20 protein-coding genes and 1 pseudogene are annotated in these 21,578 nt (G+C 60.9%); 13 read left to right on the top strand and 8 right to left on the bottom strand.

The features are described 5' to 3' along the window. A pseudogene (locus VOI29_RS00795) lies at positions 1 to 287 on the bottom strand (hypothetical protein); the annotation flags it as partial. Positions 288 to 338: 51 nt separating this feature from the next. Beyond that, positions 339 to 1,049 carry a uroporphyrinogen-III synthase gene (locus VOI29_RS00790; RefSeq protein WP_323775562.1) on the bottom strand — a complete coding sequence of 237 codons (711 nt, stop codon included), beginning with the start codon at positions 1,047 to 1,049 and terminating at the stop codon, positions 339 to 341. 89 nt (positions 1,050 to 1,138) lie between these two features. Between VOI29_RS00790 and tsaD the strand changes: the two genes are divergently transcribed. The 5 genes from tsaD to VOI29_RS00765 are packed head-to-tail and all read left to right on the top strand — an operon-like array spanning position 1,139 to position 4,334. Beyond that, positions 1,139 to 2,236, top strand: a complete 1,098-nt coding sequence (gene tsaD / locus VOI29_RS00785; RefSeq protein ID WP_323775560.1) for a tRNA (adenosine(37)-N6)-threonylcarbamoyltransferase complex transferase subunit TsaD — start codon at positions 1,139 to 1,141, stop codon at positions 2,234 to 2,236. Continuing rightward, the gene (locus VOI29_RS00780) at positions 2,233 to 3,195 is read left to right on the top strand and encodes an NAD(P)H-dependent glycerol-3-phosphate dehydrogenase (protein ID WP_323775559.1); all 963 of its coding nucleotides are present in this window, start codon (positions 2,233 to 2,235) and stop codon (positions 3,193 to 3,195) included. The genes tsaD and VOI29_RS00780 overlap by 4 nt, the downstream gene beginning before the upstream one ends. Position 3,196: 1 nt before the next feature. Beyond that, a complete protein-coding gene (locus VOI29_RS00775; RefSeq protein ID WP_323775558.1) occupies positions 3,197 to 3,469 on the top strand; it encodes a YciI family protein in 273 nt (90 codons plus the stop codon). Further along, positions 3,469 to 3,891: an EVE domain-containing protein gene (locus VOI29_RS00770; RefSeq protein ID WP_323775557.1), complete on the top strand. Its 423-nt coding sequence runs from the start codon at positions 3,469 to 3,471 to the stop codon at positions 3,889 to 3,891. The genes VOI29_RS00775 and VOI29_RS00770 overlap by 1 nt, the downstream gene beginning before the upstream one ends. A 47-nt stretch (positions 3,892 to 3,938) precedes the next feature. Next, on the top strand, positions 3,939 to 4,334 hold the full coding sequence (locus VOI29_RS00765) for a DUF1761 domain-containing protein (protein WP_323775556.1): 396 nt from the start codon (positions 3,939 to 3,941) through the stop codon (positions 4,332 to 4,334). A 220-nt stretch (positions 4,335 to 4,554) separates the two neighbouring features. Here VOI29_RS00765 and VOI29_RS00760 read toward each other — a convergent pair whose 3' ends face one another. The 4 genes from VOI29_RS00760 to VOI29_RS00745 all read right to left on the bottom strand — a co-directional run bounded on the left by VOI29_RS00760 (position 4,555) and on the right by VOI29_RS00745 (position 7,849). Continuing rightward, entirely contained in the window at positions 4,555 to 4,818 is a 264-nt protein-coding gene (locus VOI29_RS00760) for a hypothetical protein (protein ID WP_323775555.1), read from the bottom strand. A gap of 242 nt (positions 4,819 to 5,060) precedes the next feature. Continuing rightward, positions 5,061 to 5,771: a PRC-barrel domain containing protein gene (locus VOI29_RS00755; protein ID WP_323775554.1), complete on the bottom strand. Its 711-nt coding sequence runs from the start codon at positions 5,769 to 5,771 to the stop codon at positions 5,061 to 5,063. A gap of 222 nt (positions 5,772 to 5,993) precedes the next feature. Next, complete coding sequence (gene ahcY, locus VOI29_RS00750; RefSeq protein ID WP_323775553.1) at positions 5,994 to 7,382, bottom strand: adenosylhomocysteinase; 1,389 nt, start codon at positions 7,380 to 7,382, stop codon at positions 5,994 to 5,996. 152 nt (positions 7,383 to 7,534) lie between these two features. Further along, positions 7,535 to 7,849, bottom strand: coding sequence for a hypothetical protein (locus VOI29_RS00745; RefSeq protein WP_323775552.1), 315 nt, complete (start codon positions 7,847 to 7,849; stop codon positions 7,535 to 7,537). 234 nt (positions 7,850 to 8,083) lie between these two features. On the opposite strand from VOI29_RS00745, the gene VOI29_RS00740 reads away from it, so the two are divergent. Beyond that, positions 8,084 to 8,680, top strand: a complete 597-nt coding sequence (locus tag VOI29_RS00740) for an HD family hydrolase (protein WP_323775551.1) — start codon at positions 8,084 to 8,086, stop codon at positions 8,678 to 8,680. A 3-nt stretch (positions 8,681 to 8,683) separates the two neighbouring features. On the opposite strand, the gene VOI29_RS00735 is transcribed toward VOI29_RS00740, so the two are convergent. Continuing rightward, complete coding sequence (locus VOI29_RS00735) at positions 8,684 to 9,238, bottom strand: ActR/PrrA/RegA family redox response regulator transcription factor (RefSeq protein WP_024092171.1); 555 nt, start codon at positions 9,236 to 9,238, stop codon at positions 8,684 to 8,686. 81 nt (positions 9,239 to 9,319) lie between these two features. Further along, complete coding sequence (locus VOI29_RS00730; RefSeq protein WP_323775550.1) at positions 9,320 to 9,940, bottom strand: SCO family protein; 621 nt, start codon at positions 9,938 to 9,940, stop codon at positions 9,320 to 9,322. A gap of 116 nt (positions 9,941 to 10,056) precedes the next feature. Between VOI29_RS00730 and regB the strand changes: the two genes are divergently transcribed. The 7 genes from regB (at position 10,057) to addA (ending at position 21,574) form a co-directional block, all read left to right on the top strand. Further along, complete coding sequence (gene regB / locus VOI29_RS00725) at positions 10,057 to 11,451, top strand: sensor histidine kinase RegB (protein ID WP_323775549.1); 1,395 nt, start codon at positions 10,057 to 10,059, stop codon at positions 11,449 to 11,451. Between the two features lie 89 nt (positions 11,452 to 11,540). Continuing rightward, a complete protein-coding gene (locus tag VOI29_RS00720) occupies positions 11,541 to 13,088 on the top strand; it encodes a PAS-domain containing protein (RefSeq protein ID WP_323775548.1) in 1,548 nt (515 codons plus the stop codon). Between the two features lie 49 nt (positions 13,089 to 13,137). Beyond that, positions 13,138 to 13,614 (top strand): tRNA (adenosine(37)-N6)-threonylcarbamoyltransferase complex ATPase subunit type 1 TsaE, encoded by a 477-nt coding sequence (tsaE, locus tag VOI29_RS00715; RefSeq protein WP_323775547.1) that lies wholly within the window; start codon positions 13,138 to 13,140, stop codon positions 13,612 to 13,614. Beyond that, a complete protein-coding gene (locus tag VOI29_RS00710; RefSeq protein ID WP_323775546.1) occupies positions 13,611 to 14,609 on the top strand; it encodes an aminoglycoside phosphotransferase family protein in 999 nt (332 codons plus the stop codon). Before tsaE ends, VOI29_RS00710 begins: the two co-directional genes overlap by 4 nt. Continuing rightward, a complete protein-coding gene (locus tag VOI29_RS00705) occupies positions 14,609 to 15,301 on the top strand; it encodes a nucleotidyltransferase family protein (RefSeq protein WP_323775545.1) in 693 nt (230 codons plus the stop codon). The genes VOI29_RS00710 and VOI29_RS00705 overlap by 1 nt, the downstream gene beginning before the upstream one ends. After that, on the top strand, positions 15,291 to 18,224 hold the full coding sequence (gene addB, locus VOI29_RS00700; RefSeq protein WP_323775544.1) for a double-strand break repair protein AddB: 2,934 nt from the start codon (positions 15,291 to 15,293) through the stop codon (positions 18,222 to 18,224). The genes VOI29_RS00705 and addB overlap by 11 nt, the downstream gene beginning before the upstream one ends. Next, a complete protein-coding gene (gene addA / locus VOI29_RS00695; protein ID WP_323775543.1) occupies positions 18,221 to 21,574 on the top strand; it encodes a double-strand break repair helicase AddA in 3,354 nt (1,117 codons plus the stop codon). The genes addB and addA overlap by 4 nt, the downstream gene beginning before the upstream one ends. Positions 21,575 to 21,578: the final 4 nt, after the last annotated feature.

Genomic DNA, 21,578 nt, shown 5'->3' with positions numbered 1-21,578 from the left:
GTCTCGGTCTCGGTCTCGGTCTCGGTCTCGGTCTCGGTCTCGGTCTCGGTCTCGGTCTCGGTCTCGGTCTCGGTCTCGGTCTCGGTCTCGGTCTCGGTCTCGGTCTCGGTCTCGGTCTCGGTCTCGGTCTCGGAAACTGACGACTCAACATCCTTAGACCCGTCAACCGCCTCGGCGGCGCTATCGTCAGGCACATCCTGTACATGCGCTTCCGCAGTGTTCTCAACCGGCTGGGAGTCACCGGGGCCAGGCTCAATCACGTCTTCCGGATTTTTCTTGTCAACCACGCCGGCCACCCCCTCGATTCCTAAAATGCATTTCTGCGAACACGCCGGACCCTACTCTGCGCGCCTCTTGCGCTCAAGCCGCGACAGCTGTGCTGCGGCATCAAGAACCGCCTCCGCCATGGCTTCGGCACTTGGCTCCTTACTTACGCGCAACACCTTGCAATTCAAGCTTTTCAAAGGCCCAGCGACAGCCCCGCTCAGCGCAATCAGATGCAAATGCGCAGCATCCCTGCACAGACTGGCAAAATGACACGCCGTTCTGGGTGAAAAAAGCGGCACGATCACATCCGTTTTCGCAGAAAGCGCGGCTTGCGCCTCCACTGACAACGGTAGAAGAACCTGATTGTACACAATTTGCGCACTGCAGGGGATACCGCCATCGGTAAGCCGTTGTGCAATCCTGCCCCGGGCGTGGCCGCCCCGAAGATGCAGCAGCGGTGCTTTCGGCGGCTTTTGCAGCAGCCTACCGACCAATTCATCCGCGCATTGCCCGAGACTGATCGCCTGCCAGCCGGCGTTCACCGCAGTCGCGGCGGTGCGCTCGCCGACACAAAAAGCCGGCAGACGGACAGCAGTTTCACGTGAAGCGGCTTCCACCCCGTTGGCCGAAGTGAAGATCACGCCTTTCACGCCGTCCAGGCTGACCATTGCCTGTATCGGCCGGATCTGCATCAGCGGTGCATAGATCACTTGCAGCCCAGCACGTGCTTCTTGAGGCAGTCCGGCCACAAACCGCTCTGCCGCTGCCAGCGGGCGTGTCATCAGCAAAGGCACCATCACGGAGCTCCCGGGATTGTTTGCAAGCCGCTTAGGTGGTAGCCCCGGCGGCAACGCGATGCAACGGTAAGGCTATGACAAAGACTCTGACCATTCTTGGCCTGGAGAGCAGCTGTGATGACACCGCCGCCGCCGTGGTTCGGCAACCGGAGGGCGCGCGGCCTGAAATCCTGTCATCAGTCGTGTTCGGCCAGACCGAACTGCACAGCGCCTTTGGCGGCGTGGTGCCTGAGATCGCCGCCCGCGCCCACGCCGAGAAACTGGACATTTGCGTGCGTGATGCGCTGGCTGAGGCTGGGCTGGCCTTGACAGACATGGATGCGGTTGCGGTCACCGCAGGTCCCGGGCTGATCGGCGGGGTGATGTCAGGCGTCATGTGCGCCAAGGGGATTTCCGCCGCCACCGGCCTGCCGCTCGTGGGTGTGAACCATCTGGCGGGCCATGCGCTGACGCCGCGGCTGACAGATGGCATTGCCTATCCCTACCTTATGCTGCTGGTCTCCGGTGGGCATTGCCAATACCTGCTGGTGCGCGGGCCGGAGGATTTCACCCGCCTCGGAGGTACCATCGACGACGCTCCGGGCGAAGCGTTTGACAAAACCGCCCGCCTGCTGGGTTTGCCGCAACCAGGCGGACCCGCGGTGCAGGCGGAGGCGGAAAGCGGCGACCCCGAGCGGTTCCGCTTCCCGCGGCCGCTGCTGGACCGGCCGGATTGCAACCTGTCATTCTCCGGCCTGAAGACCGCACTGATGCGGATGCGGAATCAGATCGCGGCGGAAAAAGGCGGCCTCACCCGCCAGGACCGCGCCGATCTCTGTGCCGGGTTCCAGGCCGCCGTGGTTGATACGCTGGCCGAGAAAACCAGCCGGGCAATCCGCTTGTACTTGGAAGTGCAGCCAGCCCGGCCAACTGTGGCTGTCGCCGGCGGGGTGGCGGCAAATACTGCTATTCGCACCGCATTGGAGATTGTTTGTGCCGAGGCTGGAGCGGCTTTCACTGCCCCTCCGTTGCGGCTTTGCACCGATAATGCGGCGATGATCGCCTATGCCGGTCTGGAGCGTTTCAAGGCAGGCGCGCGCGATGGCCTGGACCTGACCGCCCGGCCCCGCTGGCCGCTGGATCAAAGCAGCCCTGCGTTGATCGGATCGGGCCGCAAAGGGGCAAAAGCATGAACATTTCGGTGTTGGGATCCGGCGCCTTTGGCACCGCTTTGGCCATTTCCCTGGCAGGCAACGGGCCGGTGACCCTGTGGGCACGTAATGCCGTAAAGGCTCAGGCGATGCAGGACAGCCGCCGCAACGGGACCCGCCTGCCTGGTGTGGCGCTGCCGGGAAACCTTTCCGTCACTGCGGATATTGCCGAGGCCTGCGATTCCGGCGTGCTGCTGCTGGCTGTACCTATGCAATCACTGCGTGGCACTCTGGAAGATCACAAGGTCAACCTGGCCAGAAAGACGATTGTCGCCTGCTGCAAGGGCATTGAGCTGGACACCGGCCTTGGGCCCATTGCCGTCATTCAAGAGGTCCTCCCCCAAGCCGCTGCGGCATTGCTGACAGGGCCGAGCTTTGCTGCGGATATAGCCCGTGGCTTGCCGACCGCCCTGACCTTGGCCTGCCGCGAGGCGGATCGGGGCAAGGAGCTTCAGGAACAGCTAACGACAACCAACCTGCGCCTGTACCGCACAACGGACACCATTGGAGCCGAGATTGGCGGCGCTTTGAAGAACGTGATGGCGATCGCCTGCGGCGCGGTGATCGGCGCCGGACTGGGGGACAGTGCCCGCGCGGCACTGATGACCCGAGGCTATGCCGAAATGCAGCGGATGGCGCTGGCCTGCGGTGCAAAAGCAGAGACGTTGGCCGGACTGTCAGGCCTTGGTGATCTGGCGCTGACCTGCAGCTCCGACCTATCCCGCAACTACCGTCTTGGGCTTTCAATCGGCCGGGGGGAAGAGTTTGATTCCAGCATCACGGTGGAAGGTGCGGCCACATCGCGAGCTGTCGCAGAACAGGCCCGAAGGATGAATTTGGACATGCCGGTGACAGTCACGGTAACCAATTTGCTCGATCAGCGCTTGACGATCGGCGAAGCGGCGGCACATTTGTTTAAAAGGCCATTAAAAGAGGAATAAAATGCTCATCGCATTGATCGCCCGCGACAAACCAGATCACCTGCAGACCCGCCTTGATAATCGGGACGCGCATTTGGCCTATATCAACGACACCGGCGCCGTGGCACAGGCGGGTCCGCTGCTGGATCAGGATGGCAATATGGCCGGTTCCCTGGTTATTCTGGACGTCGAAGACATGGCAGCCGGCGAAGCCTGGGCAGAAAGTGACCCCTACAACAAGGCGGGCCTGTTTGAAGCTGTCGAATTGATCACCTGGAAGAAGGTCATCGGCTGATGCGTTACTGGCTGTTCAAATCCGAACCCTCGACCTGGAGCTGGGAAGACCAGCAGGCCAAGGGCGACACGGGCGAGGAATGGGACGGCGTGCGCAATTACCAGGCGCGCAACTTCATGCGCGACATGAAGATCGGCGACCGCGGCTTCTTCTATCATTCGCAGAAGGAGAAATCGGTGGTCGGCATCGTCGAGGTCTGCGCCGAGGCGCATCCGGACAGCACCACTGAAGACGACCGCTGGGAATGCGTCGACATCAAGGCGGTGCGCAGCTTTGTGACCCCCGTCAGTCTGGACCAGATCAAAGCGGATCCGCGGCTGGAGGAGATGGTGCTGGTCAGGAACTCCCGCCTCTCGGTGCAGCCGGTGAGCGAAACAGAGTGGACTGCCATCTGCGCGTTGGGGCAGACAGATCCCGGCTGAACTGACAGTTTGCTCCTTTAGCAACTTTACGCCGTGAGGAGAGCAGCATGGAATTTCTGAGTGTGATCGTGGCGGCTGCGGCGGCTTTTGCGCTGGGGGCCGGGTATTACAGCGCCCTCGCCAAACCGTGGACTGAAGCTGCCGGTGTCGAATGTGATAAAGACGGTAAGCCAAAAGGCGGGCAAAGCCCGGCGATCTTTGCGTTGGCTTTTGTGCTGCAACTGATCGTTGTTGGCATGATGCGCCATGTTTTCACTCTGTCCGGCATTGAGACCCTTGGCGCGGGCCTGGTTGGCGGCGCCGGCATCGGCTTGTTCTTCATCAGCCCCTGGATTGCTTTGAACAACATGTATGGAATGCGGCCAATGAAGCTGACGCTGATCGATGGCTGCTATGCGACGCTGGCCTGCGCAGTTGCTGGCTTGGTGCTGTGTCTGTTCTGAATTGAAAAAGGGAAGGACCTGAGGACAATCAGGACCTTCCCTTCCACCCCGCGTGCTCCACTATCCACCACACGCGTTTGAAAATCTGGTACCTGGCCGTCCTGGCCGGTGTCTTAGGTATAGGCTGCACCGGAATGATTCCGCAAAGCATTTACCTAGACAATGCAAGCTAATTTAAAAGCGCTCGGGTGTTTCACCCATTTGTACCACATGCACCAAGCTACCGACTGGATTGAGGGTTCGTACCGGTTCCAATATCGGCATCTCCGAACCCTAGATCATCCAAGCGCAGACACAGAAACGCGCCGAGATACTCGTCCGGATCAAGCCTTAAGAGGCGCAGACCGCGCAAGCCAAGCACGATCTGGCCCATTTCAATGCAATGATGGAGTTGTTCGCTGCTACAGAACGGCAGTGCGCCCGCTGCATGGTCAGCCTCGGGTTCTTCATGACGGGTAAAATCTCCGGAATTTGCGTCTGCCATCTCAATGTTGATGGGAAGATAACGACGCGGAAGTTGGCGAAGTACGGCCCCGACGCGGAGCCTTCCGCTGCGATTACGTTCCCCATTCACTTTCAAATCAAGCCTTGGTGCATTTGCTACCTAAAACAAGGGTAATCGACAATTCATCCTTAGACGTGTCTCCGTTCACATCCGGCTTCAGCGGCACAGAATCTGATCTCGGCTGCGGGGGCGCCGCACCAAGAGACGCCCCCGCAATTGCTTTACATGTAGTCACCGAGAACGACTTCGCTCTTCACCGGTTCAATTGCGCTTTCGTCAATTTCCGGCATCGCTTTCAACTGTGATTCTGACTGCGCGGTCAGCCGCAGCTGGCCGTTTTTTGTCACCTCGAATTCGGACAGGGGAATAGCAACCGAATGTTCCCCCAAGCCAAGAAATCCGCCGACTCCGATCACGCCGGAAAGCTTGTCGTCGTGAACGACCACATAGTCGATTTCACCAACGTCAGCGTCAGATGCGCTCAGCACATTCTTGCCGACAAGATCGCCAACGGTCATGGCACGCAGCTTCATTTCACCTTCGGCTGCGGGAAGCGACGGCGAGTTGGTTGATTCTGCGGTCTCGCTGATATTCGTGCCAGCAACCGGCTCGGTGCCTTCGCCCCCGTCACGCGACGGCGACTGATCCACCCCGGCTGATGCACCGGCGGGATCACTATCGCTGGCTTCCGTGACAGACTTGGTGTCGCCAACTTCTTCAAGGACGGTGCCGTCCCCTTCGTTGCCGCGGGACGGAGACGTATCGACACCGGCAGATGCGCCAACAGAACCGTCGTCATTGGCAGCAATGACCATCTCCGCTTCACCGCCTGAAGAAACACTGTTGCCAGCCGCGTACCCGGCGCCTGCAATGAGCGCAGCAGCGGCGGCGGTCAACATCATACGGGCGCTCGGCTTCATTTCGGTCTTCATGAGAATATCTCCTCAGCATTAAGTTGTTGATGCTGGGACAACGCAGCCTTCCCGAAATCCGTTCCGTCACAAACGAGATTTCTCGAAACCTTCACGTGTGAAAACCTGATAGTCTCCCGGTTCTCCTGACGCCTGGAAGACCGGGACCCTGCGCAGGCAAACCTGAAATGAAAGTGGCCCCGCCATTTGGCGAGGCCGTTCAATCTAGTGCGGTAACCGGATTTAGTAGCGGTAGTGTTCCGGCTTGAAGGGGCCTTCCGGCTTAACGCCGATATAAGCGGCCTGCTCAGCGCTCAGCTCAGTCAGTTTGACGCCAATGCGGCCCAGGTGCAGGCGGGCGACTTTCTCGTCCAGATGCTTGGGCAGGATGTAGACGTCATTGTTGTAGTGTTCACCGCGGATCCACAGTTCGATCTGGGCCAGAACCTGGTTGGTGAAAGAGGCCGACATCACAAACGATGGGTGGCCGGTGGCGTTGCCCAAGTTCAGCAGGCGGCCTTCGGACAGGAGGATGATGCGGTTGCCCGAAGGCATCTCGATCATGTCCACCTGTTCCTTGATGTTGGTCCACTTGTGGTTCTTCAGCGCGGCGACCTGGATCTCGTTGTCGAAGTGGCCGATATTGCCGACAATCGCCATGTCCTTCATCTCGCGCATATGGTCGATGCGGATCACGTCCTTGTTGCCAGTGGTGGTTATGAAGATGTCGGCGGAGGAAACTTCGTCCTCCAGAAGCACCACTTCAAAGCCGTCCATTGCGGCCTGCAGAGCGCAAATGGGATCAGCCTCGGTGACCTTCACCCGAGCGCCGGCACCGCGCAGGGAGGCGGCAGAGCCTTTGCCAACATCGCCGTAACCGCAGACCACGGCCACTTTGCCGGCCATCATGGTGTCGGTGGCGCGGCGGATACCATCGACCAGCGATTCCTTGCAGCCGTATTTGTTGTCGAACTTGGACTTGGTGACCGAGTCGTTGACGTTGATCGCCGGGAACGGCAGCTGGCCGTTCTTTTGCAGATCATACAAACGGTGCACGCCGGTGGTGGTTTCCTCGGAAACACCCACGATCGCATCGCGGGTCTTGGTGAACCAGCCGGGCGAGGCCTCCATGCGCTTCCGGATCTGCGCCTTAATAACGGCTTCTTCCTCGGACTGCGGCACCGGGATGATGTCCTCACCAGCCTCAGCGCGCGCACCCAGCAGCACATAGAGGGTGGCATCGCCGCCATCGTCGAGGATCAGGTTCGGGCCTTCCGGGAACATGAAGGATTTATCGAGGTAATCCCAATGTTCCTCAAGGCTTTGGCCCTTGATGGCAAAGACCGGGATACCGGCCTCGGCAATCGCGGCGGCGGCGTGGTCCTGGGTCGAGAAGATGTTGCAGGAAGCCCAGCGCACATCTGCGCCCAGTGCCACCAGCGTTTCGATCAGCACCGCGGTCTGGATGGTCATGTGCAGCGAGCCGACGATGCGCGCGCCCTTCAGCGGTTTGCTTTCACCGTATTCCGCGCGCAGAGCCATCAGCCCCGGCATTTCGGTTTCGGCAATGTCCAGCTCCTTGCGGCCGAAGCCTGCAAGCGCGATGTCCTTGACGATATAATCCCCTGCCATAGTCTGCTCCATTCCGGTTACGAGTACAGTTGCAGCAGGGCCTAGCACTGCAATTGTTGATATTCAACGAAGATAGCCGCGGCCGGAGCCTGTGGCTCTGGCTTTTCAGGGTGGAGAGCAGGCTGTGGGGGGAGCCCGTCAGGCAGCCAAAGTCAGCTTGGCGTGCCTGGGTCCGGCACATTTTCCGAAATGTGGAAGAATGAGGAACCGGTTGCAACAACACAGCTGACCCCATTTGCATGTGTGACCAGAACCGTAAAAGTTCCGGTTTCGTCCGACGACCAGACCTCGATCACAGTGGCCTCGGGACGGCTTTTCTGCAATCCGCCAGCGGTCAGCCGTTCAGAGTATCCGCTTTCCAGCTTCTGGGTCATGACCTCGCGGTCGCCGCAGCTGGCTGCCAAAGCCGGCGGCGCCGTCGCTGCCATGCCGAAAAGCAGAGTAATACCAAGGAGACGCTTAAACATGACAAACTCCTTTCCATTGCGTTTCACGTCAGGAAAAGGGGTTGCCCCAGAGAGGGGGCGGTGCCCCTTGTCTACCTATAATATTGGGCCGCACGGTGCCCGTTTCAAATTCACAAGGCATGAACACTCCGTTTTTGCTTGTGTTCTGACACCCAGCAGCCAAACCCGGCCAGTATTGCCCGGTTGCCGCACAGCGGGTAGTCAAAGGGGAAAGTGCCGCAACAGGAAAGCCTTATGCCCGCCAAACCCGCCCGAGCCTGGCAGCGTATGCTGTCCGGCCGCCGCCTTGATCTGCTGGACCCCACACCGGTGGATATCGAAATTGAAGACATCGCCCATGGATTGGCATTCGTTGCCCGCTGGAATGGTCAGACAATGGGCGATTTTGCCTATTCCGTGGCCGAGCATTCGCTGCTGGTCGAGGACCTTTTCACCCGGATGAATCCCAAGGTGCCGGTTAAATGGCGGCTGGCGGCACTGCTGCATGATGCGCCTGAATACGTGATCGGAGATATGATTTCTCCAGTCAAAGCAGCGGTGGGGCCAGGGTATGGCGAACTGGACTCGCGGCTGACGGCGGCCATTCACCTGCGGTTTGGTCTGCCTGCTGCTTTGCCAAAAACTGTCAAGGCGCACATCAAACGGGCAGACAAGATCAGTGCCTGGATGGAAGCGGTGCAGATCGCCGGGTTTTCAGAGACAGAAGCCAGCAGCTTCTTTGGGCGTCCGAAGCCAGAAGTCACCGACGGTCTGAATATTGTGCTGCGGCCGCCGCTGGACACCCGCATGGCGTTTCTGGGCCGCCATGCGGAATTGATGGGTCAGCTTTGACGCTCAGCGCGGACTGCGCTTGGCCAGGATCCGCTGCAGGGTGCGGCGGTGCATGTTCAACCGCCTTGCGGTTTCCGAAACATTGCGGTCGCACAGCTCATAAATCCGCTGGATATGCTCCCAGCGCACCCGGTCGGCGCTCATCGGGTTTTCCGGCGGCGGCGGCAGCACATCCTCGTTGGCCAGCAAAGCGTTCATAATGTCGGTGGCATCGGCCGGCTTGGACAGGTAATCCGTCGCGCCGATTTTGACCGCCGCAACCGCTGTGGCAATGGCGCCATAGCCGGTCAGAACTACAATCCGGCTGTCCGGCCGCTTCTCCCGCAGCACCTCGACCACATCCAAACCGTTGCCGTCTTCCAGCCTCAGGTCAACAACCGCAAAGGCCGGCGGGCGTGCCGTTGCAATGGCACTGCCTGCGGCAACCGACCCCGCGGTCTCCACCGTGAAGCCGCGTTTTTCCATTGCCTTTGCCAGACGCCGCAGAAACGGCTCGTCGTCATCGACCAGCAGCAGTGTCTTGTCGGGTCCAATGTCCTGCAGAGCAGTTTCGGCCATGCCCGGTCCTCCGCGAAGTTATTATCTGTTCACGCAAGAATATGTCCGGGCAGGGGAGAAAGGTCAAACAGCTATCCTGCCTCAGATTTTTTCGATGAAACAGGCGGTCTTGTCGGCCATCTGCTGTGCCGATTCATCGCGGCGGAAGAATTCCACAAAACCGTCCTCCGGCAGTACCAGATAGGAGAAGGTCGAATGGTCGACGAGATAGTAATCCTCGTCTCCTTCATTCTTCTTGAAATAGGTCTTGTAGGCCTTGCTGGCGGCTTTCACCTGATCCGAGGACCCGGTCAGCCCGATCATCTTTTCATGCAGGTTTTCGGCGAAATCGCCAACCGCTTCAGGGGTATCGCGGTCCGGGTCGATTGAAATAAACACCGGCGTTACACTGATGCCCCGCTCTGCCAGCACATCCACCGCATCCGCGTTGCGGGCCGAATCCATCGGGCAGACATCCGGACAGAAGGTGTAACCGAAGTAAACAATAGACGGCTCGGTGATCACATCCTTGTCGGTGACCGTCTCGCCCTTGGCATTGACCAGCTCGAATGCCCCGCCGATGGTATCGGTGCCGCCGGCAATCTGGCTGCTGCGGCACTGTGCGAATTTGTCGCCTCCGCCGCCCCCTCGGGTCATAAACCAGGCACCGCCCACAAGGGCGGCAACAAAAGCAGCAGCAAGAAGAGCATAGGCGCGGGTCATGAGATCACACTTTTCGTCAGGGAAGGGATGTTGATCGTTTACGGCGCCAGACCTATCAAGAATTACAGCTGATGCAACTGGCGCACGGCGTCACATCTGCGGGAGCAGTGAACCTTATGAGCGATCGCATCTTCAAACTGATGAACGGCCAGGAACACAGCCACTGGATCCGCCTGCGGACCCTGATCCTGCTGCGCTGGGTGGCCATTGCCGGGCAAATCACCGCCATTGCCGTGGCGCAGTACCGATTTAACCTGCAGTTGGAGCTGGGCCTTTGCTACTTGGCCATTGGCATTTCAGCCGCCGGCAATCTGATCGCCATCTTCGCTTTCCCGGAGAACAAACGCCTGACCGAGTTCGAGAACTTTCTGATGGTGCTGTTCGATCTGCTGCAGCTGGCCTTCCTCGTGTATCTGACCGGCGGGCTGAACAACCCGTTTGCCTTGCTGGTGCTGGGGCCGGTGACCATTTCCGCCGCCGTCATGGGGCTGCGCTCCACGCTGATCATTGGCGCCACCGCTGTCATTCTCGTTACCCTGATGGCAGAGTTTCACCTGCCGCTGCACACTGAACATGGTTTCATCCTGCGCATTCCCGATGTGTTCATCTTCGGCAATTGGATCGCCATCGTTATCGCCATTCTGTTCATCGGCGCCTATTCCTTCCGGGTCAGCAACGAAATGCGCTCTATGTCGGATGCGCTGAGCGCTACCCAGCTGGCGTTGTCGCGCGAGCAAAAGCTGACCGATCTGGGCGGCGTGGTGGCGGCGGCGGCGCATGAGCTGGGCACACCGCTCGCCACTATCAAACTCGCTAGTGCCGAGCTGATCGAGGAGTTGGACGACCGCCCTGAACTGCGCGAAGATGCCGCGCTGATACGGGAACAAGCCGACCGCTGCCGCGATATCCTGCGCAGCATGGGCCGGGCCGGAAATGACGATTTGCATTTGCGGCAAGCGCCCTTTTCAACCCTGGTTACCGAAGCCGCAGAGCCGCATATGAACCGCGGCAAATCCGTCATCTACCATGAAGAGCCGCTGGAGGGAGGTGACTGCCAGCAGCCTACGGTGATGCGCAAGCCCGAGATCATCCACGGGCTGCGCAACCTGGTGCAGAATGCAGTGGATTTCTCCCGCTCCACAGTCTGGATCGATGCCGCTTGGAACCACGACAGGATCATTTTGAGGATCTGCGACGATGGCAAAGGATTCCCTCCGCATCTGCTGGGCCGAATCGGCGATCCCTTTGTGCGCCGCCGCCGGGGCGAAAGCGAGCTGAAGCAGCGGCCCGAATACGAAGGCATGGGGTTGGGTCTGTTTATTGCCAAGACGCTGCTGCAGCGCACCGGCGCACAGCTGAGATTCGCCAATGGCGCGGACCCCTTCCAGACCCTCAGCCCCTACCGCGAACGGCGCGGCGCCGTTGTCGAAGTCTCCTGGCCGCGCCGAAAAATCGACGCCATGGCAGACGGTGGCCCTGTCATTGGGAAAAATAAACCTTTAGAAATTTAATTATTCACTTTTGGGCAACCAATTAAACTTCACTTAACTATTATTAGGGAACCATGCGGGTACACGAGAGCTGAACTAGGCAGGACGACATGCAGGACTTCGCTTCGATCGAATGGTTTGTACTGGCAGCGCTTTGCGCTGCAACCGCGGCCGCGGCGGTCTGGTGGCTGTCACCCGATCCGCGCCGCAATGGCATGGAACATGATCTGCTGGCCGGCGACGGCCGCACTGATGCCGTGTTCCTGTTTGACGAAAACAGCTTGATCGGCTGGTCTTCGGGCGCGCGCAAATTCATTGGCGACCAAGCAGAGAATTTTGACTGGGGCATGCTGCGCGACCAGTTGGCCCGCAACTACCCGGGCCTGCCGCAATCGCCGGGTTTCCTCAAGGATGTCGGACCGCTGGTGCTTTCAGGCACCGCCTCCGCCGAAAGCCGCGAGGCGCATTGCGAATGGATCGACGGGGTCACCCGCGTGCAGCTGCGCCGCAGCACCTTGGAAGAGCAGAACAAATCCCTCGATCAGGAGCTGACCACCCTGCGCGCTGCCGTGCATCAGGCGCCCTACCCGGTCTGGCTGCAATCAGAGGAGGGCAACGTTACGTGGTCCAACCTTGCCTATGACGACCTGAGCCAGAAGATCCGCGGCCGCAATGCTGATTTTGCCGCGCCTTTATTCACTGACCTCCACGACCCGATGACCAGCGGCAAGCCGGAACGGATCTATATTCCGCTCCCGGAAAGCAAAAAAAAGCTTTGGTATAATGTTTCCACCACCGAAACCGAGGCCGGCTGGCTGTGCCATGCGGTGGATGTGAATGCCGTGGTCGATGCCGAAGTTGCCCAGAGAAACTTCGTACAGACCCTGGCCAAAACATTTGCCCAGCTTTCGATCGGCCTTGCGATCTTTGACCGTAACCGTCAGCTGGTGCTGTTCAACCCTGTGCTGATCGACCTCACTGCCCTACCCGCCAATTTCCTCAGCTCGCGGCCCAACTTGCTCACCTTTTTTGACCGGCTGCGCGACCAGCGGATGATGCCGGAACCCAAAAGCTACTCCAGCTGGCGCCACCAAATGGCCGATCTTTTGGAGGCCGCCGCCGAAGGCCGGTACCAGGAAACATGGTCGCTTCCGTCGGGTTCCGTCTACAAGGTTTCGGGCCGGCCGCACCCGGATGGCGCTATTGCCTTCCTGTTCGAAGACATCACTGCCGAGGTCACTCTCACCCGCCAGTTCCGCTCGGAGCTTGAGATGGGCCAATCAATCATGGATCAGATGGACGAGGCGATTGCAGTTTTCGCCAGCGATGGCAGCATGACCTTCTCTAACAGTGCCTATGGCAGTCTCTGGCAGATGGACCCGGAGGCCAGCTTTGCGAAAGTGTCGATCATGGATGCCAGCCGGATCTGGCAGGATACCTGCGCGCCGACCCCGGTTTGGGGCGAGATCCGCGATTTTGTCGCTGGCGGCGATGGGCGCGAAGCCTGGTGGTCGCGTGTTCAATTGCGTGAAGGCACGCGCTTGATCTGCAAGGTTTCCGCGATCCAGAATGGTGCCACGATGGTCAGTTTCCGGGCACCGGAAACCATCGCCTTGCCGGAAGGCCAGCAGCGCTTCCCCGCGATCAGCCAGAGCTGAGCCTGAAATCCGGCTTGCAGCAGAGTGGCGGCGGCGCCATTCTAGCGCCATGACAACAGATACCGCGTCCTGCACGCTGAACTCACCGGACGATACGGCCCGATTGGCCGCACAGATCGCCGGGGCCCTGCGCCCCGGCGATTGCCTGTTGCTGGAGGGGGTAATCGGCGCCGGCAAAACCCATTTCGCCCGCCACTTGATTCAGTCGCTGATGCAGTGTCCAGAAGACGTCCCCTCGCCCACTTTCACACTAGTGCAAACATATGACGTGCCCGCCGGCGAGCTGTGGCACACTGACCTCTACCGGCTGTCCTCCCTGGACGAGATGGAGGAGCTGGGACTGACTGACGCTTTTGAGACCGCCATCTGCCTGGTGGAATGGCCCGACCGGCTGGCGGAACTGACGCCGCCTCATGCCCTGCGCCTCACGCTGGCGCTGAACCCGGAACACGAAGACCGCCGCCATTTGACGCTCAGCTGGAGCGATGCGAAATGGCAGCCCCTGATGGAGCGCATCTGCGCATGAATGACCGAACTTCCCGATGCCAGGCGTTTCTATCGGCAACGTCTTATACCGGATGGCTGCGCAGTCCGTTGGCCGGCGATGCCTCCAACCGGCGCTATGAACGGCTGACCGCCGGTGATGGCAAAACCGTTGTGCTGATGGACGCACCGCCGGAAAAGGGCGAGGATGTCCGCCCTTTCATCCGTATTGCCAACTATCTGCGTCACCAGGGCCTCAGCGCCCCGGAGATTCTGGCGCAGGACGTTGAGAATGGCTTTCTGCTACTGGAAGACCTGGGCGATGATCTTTTTGCCCGTGCCATCCAGCGGCAACCGTCGCTGCAGAAGGAACTTTATGAGGCGGCCACTGACGCCCTGGTTTCCTTGCATCGTGCACCGATACCGGATCTGCAACCATATGGCCCGAGAATTATGGCGGAAATGGCCGGTCTGGCATTGCTGAAATACCGGGACGGCGTCCTCGGCGGCCATGACCCGGATCTGCAAACCCGGTTCGAGGATCAGTTCGAAGACATCCTGCGTGAAACTGTCAAAGGCGATCCTGTTCTGATCCAACGTGACTATCACGCCGAAAACCTGCTGTGGCTGCCGGACCGCGACGGAGTGGCGCGCGTTGGTCTTCTGGACTTCCAGGACGCCCGCGCCGGCCACTGTGCCTACGACCTGGTGTCGCTGCTGCAGGATGCCCGCCGCGATGTGCCGGCCGCCGTCGAAATGCAAATGATGGGCCGCTATATCGCTGCCGCCGGAGTGGATGAATCCGGCTTCCGCACCGCCTATACAGTACTGGGCGTGCAGCGGAATCTGCGTATCCTTGGCGTATTTGCCCGGCTCAGCGTGGAATACGGCAAACCCCTTTACTTGGACCTGATCCCGCGGGTTTGGGATCATTTCATCCGCGGGCTGGAGCACCCTGCACTGGCCCCGGTTGCGGGTCTTCTGCGTGAAAACCTGCCCCCCCCATCTCCGGAAAACCTGGACAAGCTGAGGCCCTGATGCAGCGCTCCCCCGATGCCGTCATGCTGTTTGCCGCCGGGTTCGGCACCCGTATGCGGGAACTTACCCGCGACAAGCCGAAACCGACGATCGAAGTCTCGGGCCGGCCGCTTATCGCCCATGCGCTGGAATTGGCCCAAGCCATCCGGCCGGCCCGGATCGTGGCAAATCTGCATTACAAGCCAGAGCCGCTTAAAGCTATATTAGAGCCTGAAAAGGTACTCATCAGTCTCGAAACCCCCGAGATTCTCGACACCGGCGGCGGGCTGCGCCAGGCTTTACCATTGCTGGGAGACGGGCCGGTTTTCACTATGAACACTGACGCAATATGGAAGGGTCCGAACCCGCTGCAATTGGCGCAGGATGCTTGGGATCCTGATCGGATGGACGCGCTGCTGGTCTGCGTGCCGCTGGAGCGGACCGTGGGCCGCACCGGCAGCGGGGATTTCTCGGCTGATGCCGCAGGCCGCATCAGCCGTGGCGGTAATCTGGTCTATGGCGGGGTGCAGATCTTGAAAACGGACGGGTTGCATCAGGTTCCGGAACAGGTGTTCTCGCTGAATGTCCTGTGGAACCAAATGGCCGCAGAAAACCGGCTGTTTGCGCTGGAGTATCCCGGCCGCTGGTGCGATGTGGGCCATCCTGAGGGAATCACACTGGCCGAGGACCTGTTAGCCGCCGATGATGTTTGAACCAGCCAGCAAACCGCGCGTCTTTGCCGTGCCCTGCGGCGTCGATTTCCCGCGCGCACTGGTCGAGGGCTTGCGCAATCGCAGCCAGGGACAGCCGCCCGAGGTACTGGCGCGGGCCGAGCTTATCGTCAACACCTCCCGCATGGCGCGGCGGGTGCGGGGCCTGTTTGACGACGGTCCGCCACTGCTGCTGCCGCGGATGCTGATGCTCACCGACCTGGCACAGCGCGCCACCCTGGACGGCCTGCCCCCCGCCCTGCCTCCGCTGCGGCGCCGGTTGGAGCTGTCGCAGCTGATTGCAAAACTGCTCGACGCCCAGCCCGATCTCGCCTCCCGCGCCTCGCTTTACGATCTTTCCGACAGCCTGGCCGCGCTGATTGACGAGATGCAGGGTGAAGGCGTCAGCACCGATGCGATCCGCGATCTTGATGTCACCGACATGTCGGGCCACTGGGCCCGGGCGCAGGCTTTCATCGGTATCGCAGATGAGTTCACCGGCCTGCATGAAGGCGCGATGGACGCCCAGGCCCGGCAGCGGCAAGTGGTGCTGAACCTGATTGAACAATGGCAACACAGCCCGCCGCAGCATCCCATCATTCTGGCCGGCTCAACTGGCTCCCGCGGGACCACTCTGATGCTGATGCAGGCCATCGCCCGCCTGCCCCAGGGCGCGGTGGTGCTGCCCGGGTACGACTTTGACCAGCCGGATCATGTCTGGAACGGGCTGGATGATCCGATGATCTCGGAAGATCACCCGCAATACCGCTTTCACAAGCTGATGAAGGACCTGGAGCTTTCACCGGGCGACGTGCAGCCCTGGACCGAAACACCGCCGGTCTCGCCCGCCCGCAACCGGTTGGTGTCGCTGGCCCTGCGCCCTGCCCCGGTAACAGATGCCTGGATGAACGAAGGCCCGCATCTGACCGGTTTGGACACAGCAACGGAAAACGTCACGCTGGTCGAGGCCGCCACCCCCCGTGCCGAGGCGCTGGCCATCGCACTGCGCCTGCGGCAGGCCGCGGAGGACGGGCAGACCGCCGCGCTGATCACCCCGGACCGGATGCTGACCCGCCAGGTCTCTGCTGCACTGGACCGCTGGGAGATCCTGCCTGACGATTCCGCTGGCCAGCCCTTGCAGCTTTCACCTCCGGGCCGGTTCCTGCGCCATGTGGCAGGACTGTTTTGCAAACCTCTGGCCTGCGACAGTCTGCTGACGCTGCTGAAGCACCCGTTGGCCCACGATGGTGCGGAGCGCGGCAGCCATCTTCGTCAGACCCGCGAACTGGAGCTTTCCCTGCGCCGCAACGGCCCGCCGTTCCCAGATGCCGCAGCCTTTGCAGGGTTTGAAAACGGCCGGGATCTGACACCCGGGTGGGTGGATTGGCTAACCGCCTGTTTCGCGGATCAGGAATTCACCGGCACCCTGCCTTTGGTAAACTGGGTTCAGCGCCTGCGTGAACTGGCACAACACATCGCTGCAGGCAGCCAGGCAGACGGCTCGGGCACCCTCTGGGATAAGAAGGCCGGGCAGGCCGCGCTTGCCTGCATAGAAAATCTCGAAGCCGAAGCCTCTCATGGCGGCAACATGTCCGCGCGCGATTTTGCCGACCTCTTGGGCGCACTGCTGAGCCAGGGAGAGGTACGCGACCGCGATGCGCCCTATGGCTCAATCATGATATGGGGCACGCTGGAAGCCCGCGTGCAAGGCGCCGATCTGGTGATCCTTGGCGGTCTGAACGAAGGCAGCTGGCCGGAGGCCGCCAGCCCCGATCCCTGGCTGAACCGACAGCTGCGCAACCAGGCCGGCCTGTTGCTGCCGGAACGCCGCATCGGCCTGTCAGCGCATGATTTCCAGCAGGCTATCGCCGCACCCGAGGTCTGGCTGACCCGCGCCGCACGGTCAGAGGAAGCCGACACTGTGCCCTCACGCTGGCTGAACCGGCTGACCAACCTGCTGTCCGGCCTGCCGGATCAGGGCGGCCGCGCGGCGCTGGAAACGATGCGCGCCAAGGGCCGCCAGTGGCTGGGCTGGGCGGAGGCGCTGGAAGAACCAACGCCGATCCCCCAAGTGCCGCGTCCCTCACCGCGTCCGCCGGTTTCGGCACGGCCGCGGCGCCTGACGATTACGGAGATTCCCCGACTGATCCGCGACCCCTATGCGATATATGCCAAACATGTTCTGCGGTTGAAGCCTCTGACCCCTTTGGTTCAAGAACCGGATGCGTTGCTGCGCGGCATTGTGGTGCATGAGGTGTTTGAACGGTTCATCAAGGAAGTCCAAACGGATCCTTCCCTGCTGACCGCCGGTCACCTGATCGACAAAACCCGCGCATTGCTGAAAAGCCACGTCCCCTGGCCGGTTGCGCGCATCCTGTGGCACAGCCGCATCCGCAGGATCGCCAGTGACTTTGTGCTGGCAGAGCAGGAACGCCAATCGCGTGCCAAACCGGTCGCCTTTGAAGCCAAAGGCAGCGCGCGGCTGGATCCGCTGGATTTCACCATCGCCTGCCGCGCCGACCGTATCGACATGGACGACCGCGGTTTTCTGCATCTGTATGACTACAAGACCGGTGCCCCCCCCAGCGAAGCACAGCAGAAGAAGTTCGAAAAACAATTGCTGATCGAGGCCGCCATGGCCGAGCAAGGCGCCTTTGACGGCCTGGGCCCGGCAGAAGTGGCCCGCGCGCTGTTCATCGGGCTGGGGTCCAGCATGAAAGAAGTGCGTGCACCGCTGGAGGCGGAACCTCCGGCCAAGATCTGGGACGAGCTGCACACTTTGATCGGGGCTTATTTCGAGCCTGAACAAGGCTATTCGAGCCGCCGCATGGTGTATCGTGACGATATTGCTGGCGACTATGACCACCTTGCGCGCTACGGCGAATGGGACCGCAGCGCCACACCGCAGCCGGAGGATCTGTCATGACCATCCGTGATGCCGCCTCCGAGGCGCAATTCCGTGCCGCCCGGCCTGATGCCTCGACATGGCTGGCCGCCAATGCCGGGTCCGGCAAAACCAAAGTGCTGACTGACCGGGTTGCGCGGCTGTTGCTGAAAGGCGTGCAGCCGCAGCACATCCTGTGCCTGACCTACACCAAGGCCGCCGCCAGCGAGATGCAGAACCGGCTGTTCAAGCGGCTGGGTGAATGGGCGATGCTGGGAGATCCAGCACTGATCACTGCCTTGACCGAACTGGGAGAGCTCAGCACCGGACCCAACGACCTCGCGCAGGCCCGCACCCTGTTTGCCCGCGCGATTGAGACGCCGGGCGGGTTGAAAATCCAGACCATTCACTCCTTTTGTTCGTCGCTGCTGCGCCGCTTCCCGCTGGAGGCCGGCGTCAGCCCGCAGTTTTCCGAAATGGATGACCGCGCAGGCCAGATGCTGCGCGCTGAAATCATGGAAGACTTTGCCCAAGCTACCGAGGCACCGCTTGTGGAGGCCTTGGCACGCTATGTCAGCGACAGCGATTTCGAAACACTGACCGCAGCCGTGTGTCAGCGCCGCGCCGATTTCTCCCGGCCGCTGGATTGGAACGGCTTACTGGACCTGTTTGAGCTGCCGGCGGATTTTGACGAAACTGCGCTGGAAGCCCTGGTTTTCTTGGGCGGCGAGGAAGAGCTGCTGCAGCGCACCCGCGATATGCTCGGGCAAGGCAGCAGCTCCGATCAGAAAGCCGCGGACAAGCTCGCCGGCATCACCAAACCCACGCGCGCCGACCTTGACACACTGGAGAGCCTGTTCCTGACCGGTCCCGGGGCCAAGGAACCTTTTACGGCGAAACTGGACAAGTTCCCAACCAAGAAGCTGCGCGAATCGCATCTTTCGCTGATGGATCAGCTGGAGCCGCTGATGCGGCGGATCGAGGATGCGCGCACCAAGCGCATTGCCCTGGCTGCTGCCCGGAAAAGCCACGATCTGCACCGCTTCGCTGCCACCTTCCTGCCGGAGTATGAGCGCCGCAAACAGTTGCGCGGCTGGCTCGATTTCGACGACCTGATCCTGAAGGCCCGGCAACTGCTAAACGATCCCGGCGTTGCGGCCTGGGTGCTGTACCGGCTGGACGGCGGCATCGACCACATCCTGGTGGACGAAGCGCAGGATACCAGCCCGGTGCAATGGGACGTGATCGAGAAACTGGCGCAGGAATTCACTGCCGGCGAGGGCGCCCGCTCGGATGTCGAACGCACGATATTCGTGGTCGGCGACAAGAAGCAGTCGATCTATTCCTTCCAAGGCGCCGACCCGGATGCCTTTGACCGGATGCAGCTGGAATTCGGGAACAGGCTGTCGGAAACCGGGGCAGGTCTGCAAGACGCATCGCTCGATTTCTCCTTCCGCTCCTCTGCAGCGATCCTGAAACTGGTGGACTTGGTGTTCCGCGACAGCCCCCGCGCCGGTTTTCGCAAAGACGCGCTGCACCGCGCTTTCAAATCCGATCTGCCCGGCCGGGTGGACCTTTGGCCGGTGGTCGGGAAGGTCGAGGATGACGAGGATCCCGATTGGACCAGCCCCGTCGACCGGCCCAGCAGCCGGCATCACACAGTGATCCTCGCCGAACGCATCGCTCAGTCGATCAAGGGAATGATCGAGACCGGCACCACAATCCCAGAGGACGGCTCTGAGCCCGGCACCTTCCAGCGCCGCCCGGTGCAGGCCGGAGATTTCCTGATCCTGGTGCAGCGCCGCTCCGATCTGTTCTCGGAGATCATACGTGCATGTAAAAAGGCAGAACTGCCGATCGCCGGCGCCGACCGCCTTAAGGTGGGCGCCGAAATGGCGGTCAAGGATATCGCAGCACTGTTGCGGTTCCTGGCCTTGCCGGAAGACTCTTTGTCACTGGCGGAGGCTCTGAAATCACCTCTGTTCGGCTGGAGCGAGCAGGCGCTGTTCGATCTGGCACACCGGCGGGAGGCGATGTTCCTGTGGCCGGCATTGCGCGACCGGGCAGGGGAGTTTCCCGAAACCATGGCCGTGCTGAATGATCTGCGCGCCAATGCCGACTTCCTGCGACCCTATGACCTGATTGAGCGCATTCTGACCCGTCACGGCGGCCGTCAGAAACTGCTGGGCAGGCTGGGACCGGAAGCTGAGGACGGTGTCAACGCGCTGCTGTCGCAGGCACTGGCCTATGAACGCACCGATGTGCCCAGCCTCACCGGTTTTCTGGTCTGGATGCAGACCGATGATCTGGAGATCAAACGCCAGATGGGTGCAGCAGGCAATATGATCCGGGTGATGTCGGTGCATGGCTCGAAAGGTCTGGAGGCTCCGATCGTGATCCTTCCGGACACCGCCAAACGACAGCCACCGCGGGATGCCGAAATCATGCTGGCGGATGGCACTCCAGTCTGGAAGCTGCCCAAGGACCAGATGCCAGCCGCGATGCTGGCCGCCCGTGAAGCCGCGCAGGAGAAACTGAAAAATGAACGGCTGCGCCTATTGTATGTGGCTCTAACCCGAGCGGAAAAATGGTTGATCGTTGCCGCAGCAGGCGACGTCGGTGAGATGAACGACAGCTGGTACCGTATGGCGGAACGCGCCTTGCGGGACAACGGGGCGGTGGAGCTTGATATCGAAGGCGGCACTGGACTTCGCCTGCAACACGGTGATTGGGACGGACTTCCTCTGGTTGAAAAGCCTGGCCAAAGCGTTGAGAAACACAGTCTGCCGGAAGTCTTTACCCGTCCGTCAGGACCTTATGCTGCGCCGGCGCCGGCTCTCAGCCCCTCGGATCTGGGCGGGTCCAAGGCCTTGCCAGGGGATCAGGGCCTGGACGAGGAGGCGGCCAAGGCGCGCGGCTCCCGGCTGCATCTTCTGTTGGAGCATCTGCCCGGCCGGCTGCGGGAGGAGTGGCCCGTATTGGCTCAAAATCTATTGCAGGAAGCAGATGACGGCGCAGAGCTGCTGGTTGAGGCCTCGGGCGTTCTTCAGAACGCTGCCCTCTCTCACATTTTCCAGAATGACACATTGTCGGAGGTGCCCGTTACCGCAGATTTTTACGGATCGCGCTTGCATGGCATCATAGACCGGCTGGTTGTAACCCCGGAAAAAGTCCTGGCGGTGGATTTTAAATCCAACGTGACTGTACCCGAAACTCCTCAGCAATGCCCGGAAGGCCTGCTGCGGCAGATGGGGGCCTATGCCCATGCGCTGGCGCAGATTTATCCGGACCGCGCCATCGAAACCGCGTTGCTTTGGACCCGCAATGCCACCCTTATGCCGCTGCCGCACAAGCTTGTGACAGAGGCACTGCTGCGGCGTATGGAACCTTGACGAT

Source organism: Leisingera sp., from assembly GCF_034669605.1.
Lineage (GTDB): Bacteria > Pseudomonadota > Alphaproteobacteria > Rhodobacterales > Rhodobacteraceae > Leisingera.
The sequence above is the reverse complement of the archived record's forward strand: the minus strand, read 5'-3'. Positions and strand labels throughout refer to the sequence as shown.

Bases quoted from the DNA above. Each gene is read 5' to 3' on its own strand.
- VOI29_RS00790 (WP_323775562.1), bottom strand. From the start codon at position 1,049: ATGACACGCCCGCTGGCAGCGGCAGAGCGGTTTGTGGCCGGACTGCCT.
- tsaD (WP_323775560.1), top strand. From the start codon at position 1,139: ATGACAAAGACTCTGACCATTCTTGGCCTGGAGAGCAGCTGTGATGAC.
- VOI29_RS00780 (WP_323775559.1), top strand. From the start codon at position 2,233: ATGAACATTTCGGTGTTGGGATCCGGCGCCTTTGGCACCGCTTTGGCC.
- VOI29_RS00775 (WP_323775558.1), top strand. From the start codon at position 3,197: ATGCTCATCGCATTGATCGCCCGCGACAAACCAGATCACCTGCAGACC.
- VOI29_RS00770 (WP_323775557.1), top strand. From the start codon at position 3,469: ATGCGTTACTGGCTGTTCAAATCCGAACCCTCGACCTGGAGCTGGGAA.
- VOI29_RS00765 (WP_323775556.1), top strand. From the start codon at position 3,939: ATGGAATTTCTGAGTGTGATCGTGGCGGCTGCGGCGGCTTTTGCGCTG.
- VOI29_RS00760 (WP_323775555.1), bottom strand. From the start codon at position 4,818: ATGGCAGACGCAAATTCCGGAGATTTTACCCGTCATGAAGAACCCGAG.
- VOI29_RS00755 (WP_323775554.1), bottom strand. From the start codon at position 5,771: ATGAAGACCGAAATGAAGCCGAGCGCCCGTATGATGTTGACCGCCGCC.
- ahcY (WP_323775553.1), bottom strand. From the start codon at position 7,382: ATGGCAGGGGATTATATCGTCAAGGACATCGCGCTTGCAGGCTTCGGC.
- VOI29_RS00745 (WP_323775552.1), bottom strand. From the start codon at position 7,849: ATGTTTAAGCGTCTCCTTGGTATTACTCTGCTTTTCGGCATGGCAGCG.
- VOI29_RS00740 (WP_323775551.1), top strand. From the start codon at position 8,084: ATGCCCGCCAAACCCGCCCGAGCCTGGCAGCGTATGCTGTCCGGCCGC.
- VOI29_RS00735 (WP_024092171.1), bottom strand. From the start codon at position 9,238: ATGGCCGAAACTGCTCTGCAGGACATTGGACCCGACAAGACACTGCTG.
- VOI29_RS00730 (WP_323775550.1), bottom strand. From the start codon at position 9,940: ATGACCCGCGCCTATGCTCTTCTTGCTGCTGCTTTTGTTGCCGCCCTT.
- regB (WP_323775549.1), top strand. From the start codon at position 10,057: ATGAGCGATCGCATCTTCAAACTGATGAACGGCCAGGAACACAGCCAC.
- VOI29_RS00720 (WP_323775548.1), top strand. From the start codon at position 11,541: ATGCAGGACTTCGCTTCGATCGAATGGTTTGTACTGGCAGCGCTTTGC.
- tsaE (WP_323775547.1), top strand. From the start codon at position 13,138: ATGACAACAGATACCGCGTCCTGCACGCTGAACTCACCGGACGATACG.
- VOI29_RS00710 (WP_323775546.1), top strand. From the start codon at position 13,611: ATGAATGACCGAACTTCCCGATGCCAGGCGTTTCTATCGGCAACGTCT.
- VOI29_RS00705 (WP_323775545.1), top strand. From the start codon at position 14,609: ATGCAGCGCTCCCCCGATGCCGTCATGCTGTTTGCCGCCGGGTTCGGC.
- addB (WP_323775544.1), top strand. From the start codon at position 15,291: ATGATGTTTGAACCAGCCAGCAAACCGCGCGTCTTTGCCGTGCCCTGC.
- addA (WP_323775543.1), top strand. From the start codon at position 18,221: ATGACCATCCGTGATGCCGCCTCCGAGGCGCAATTCCGTGCCGCCCGG.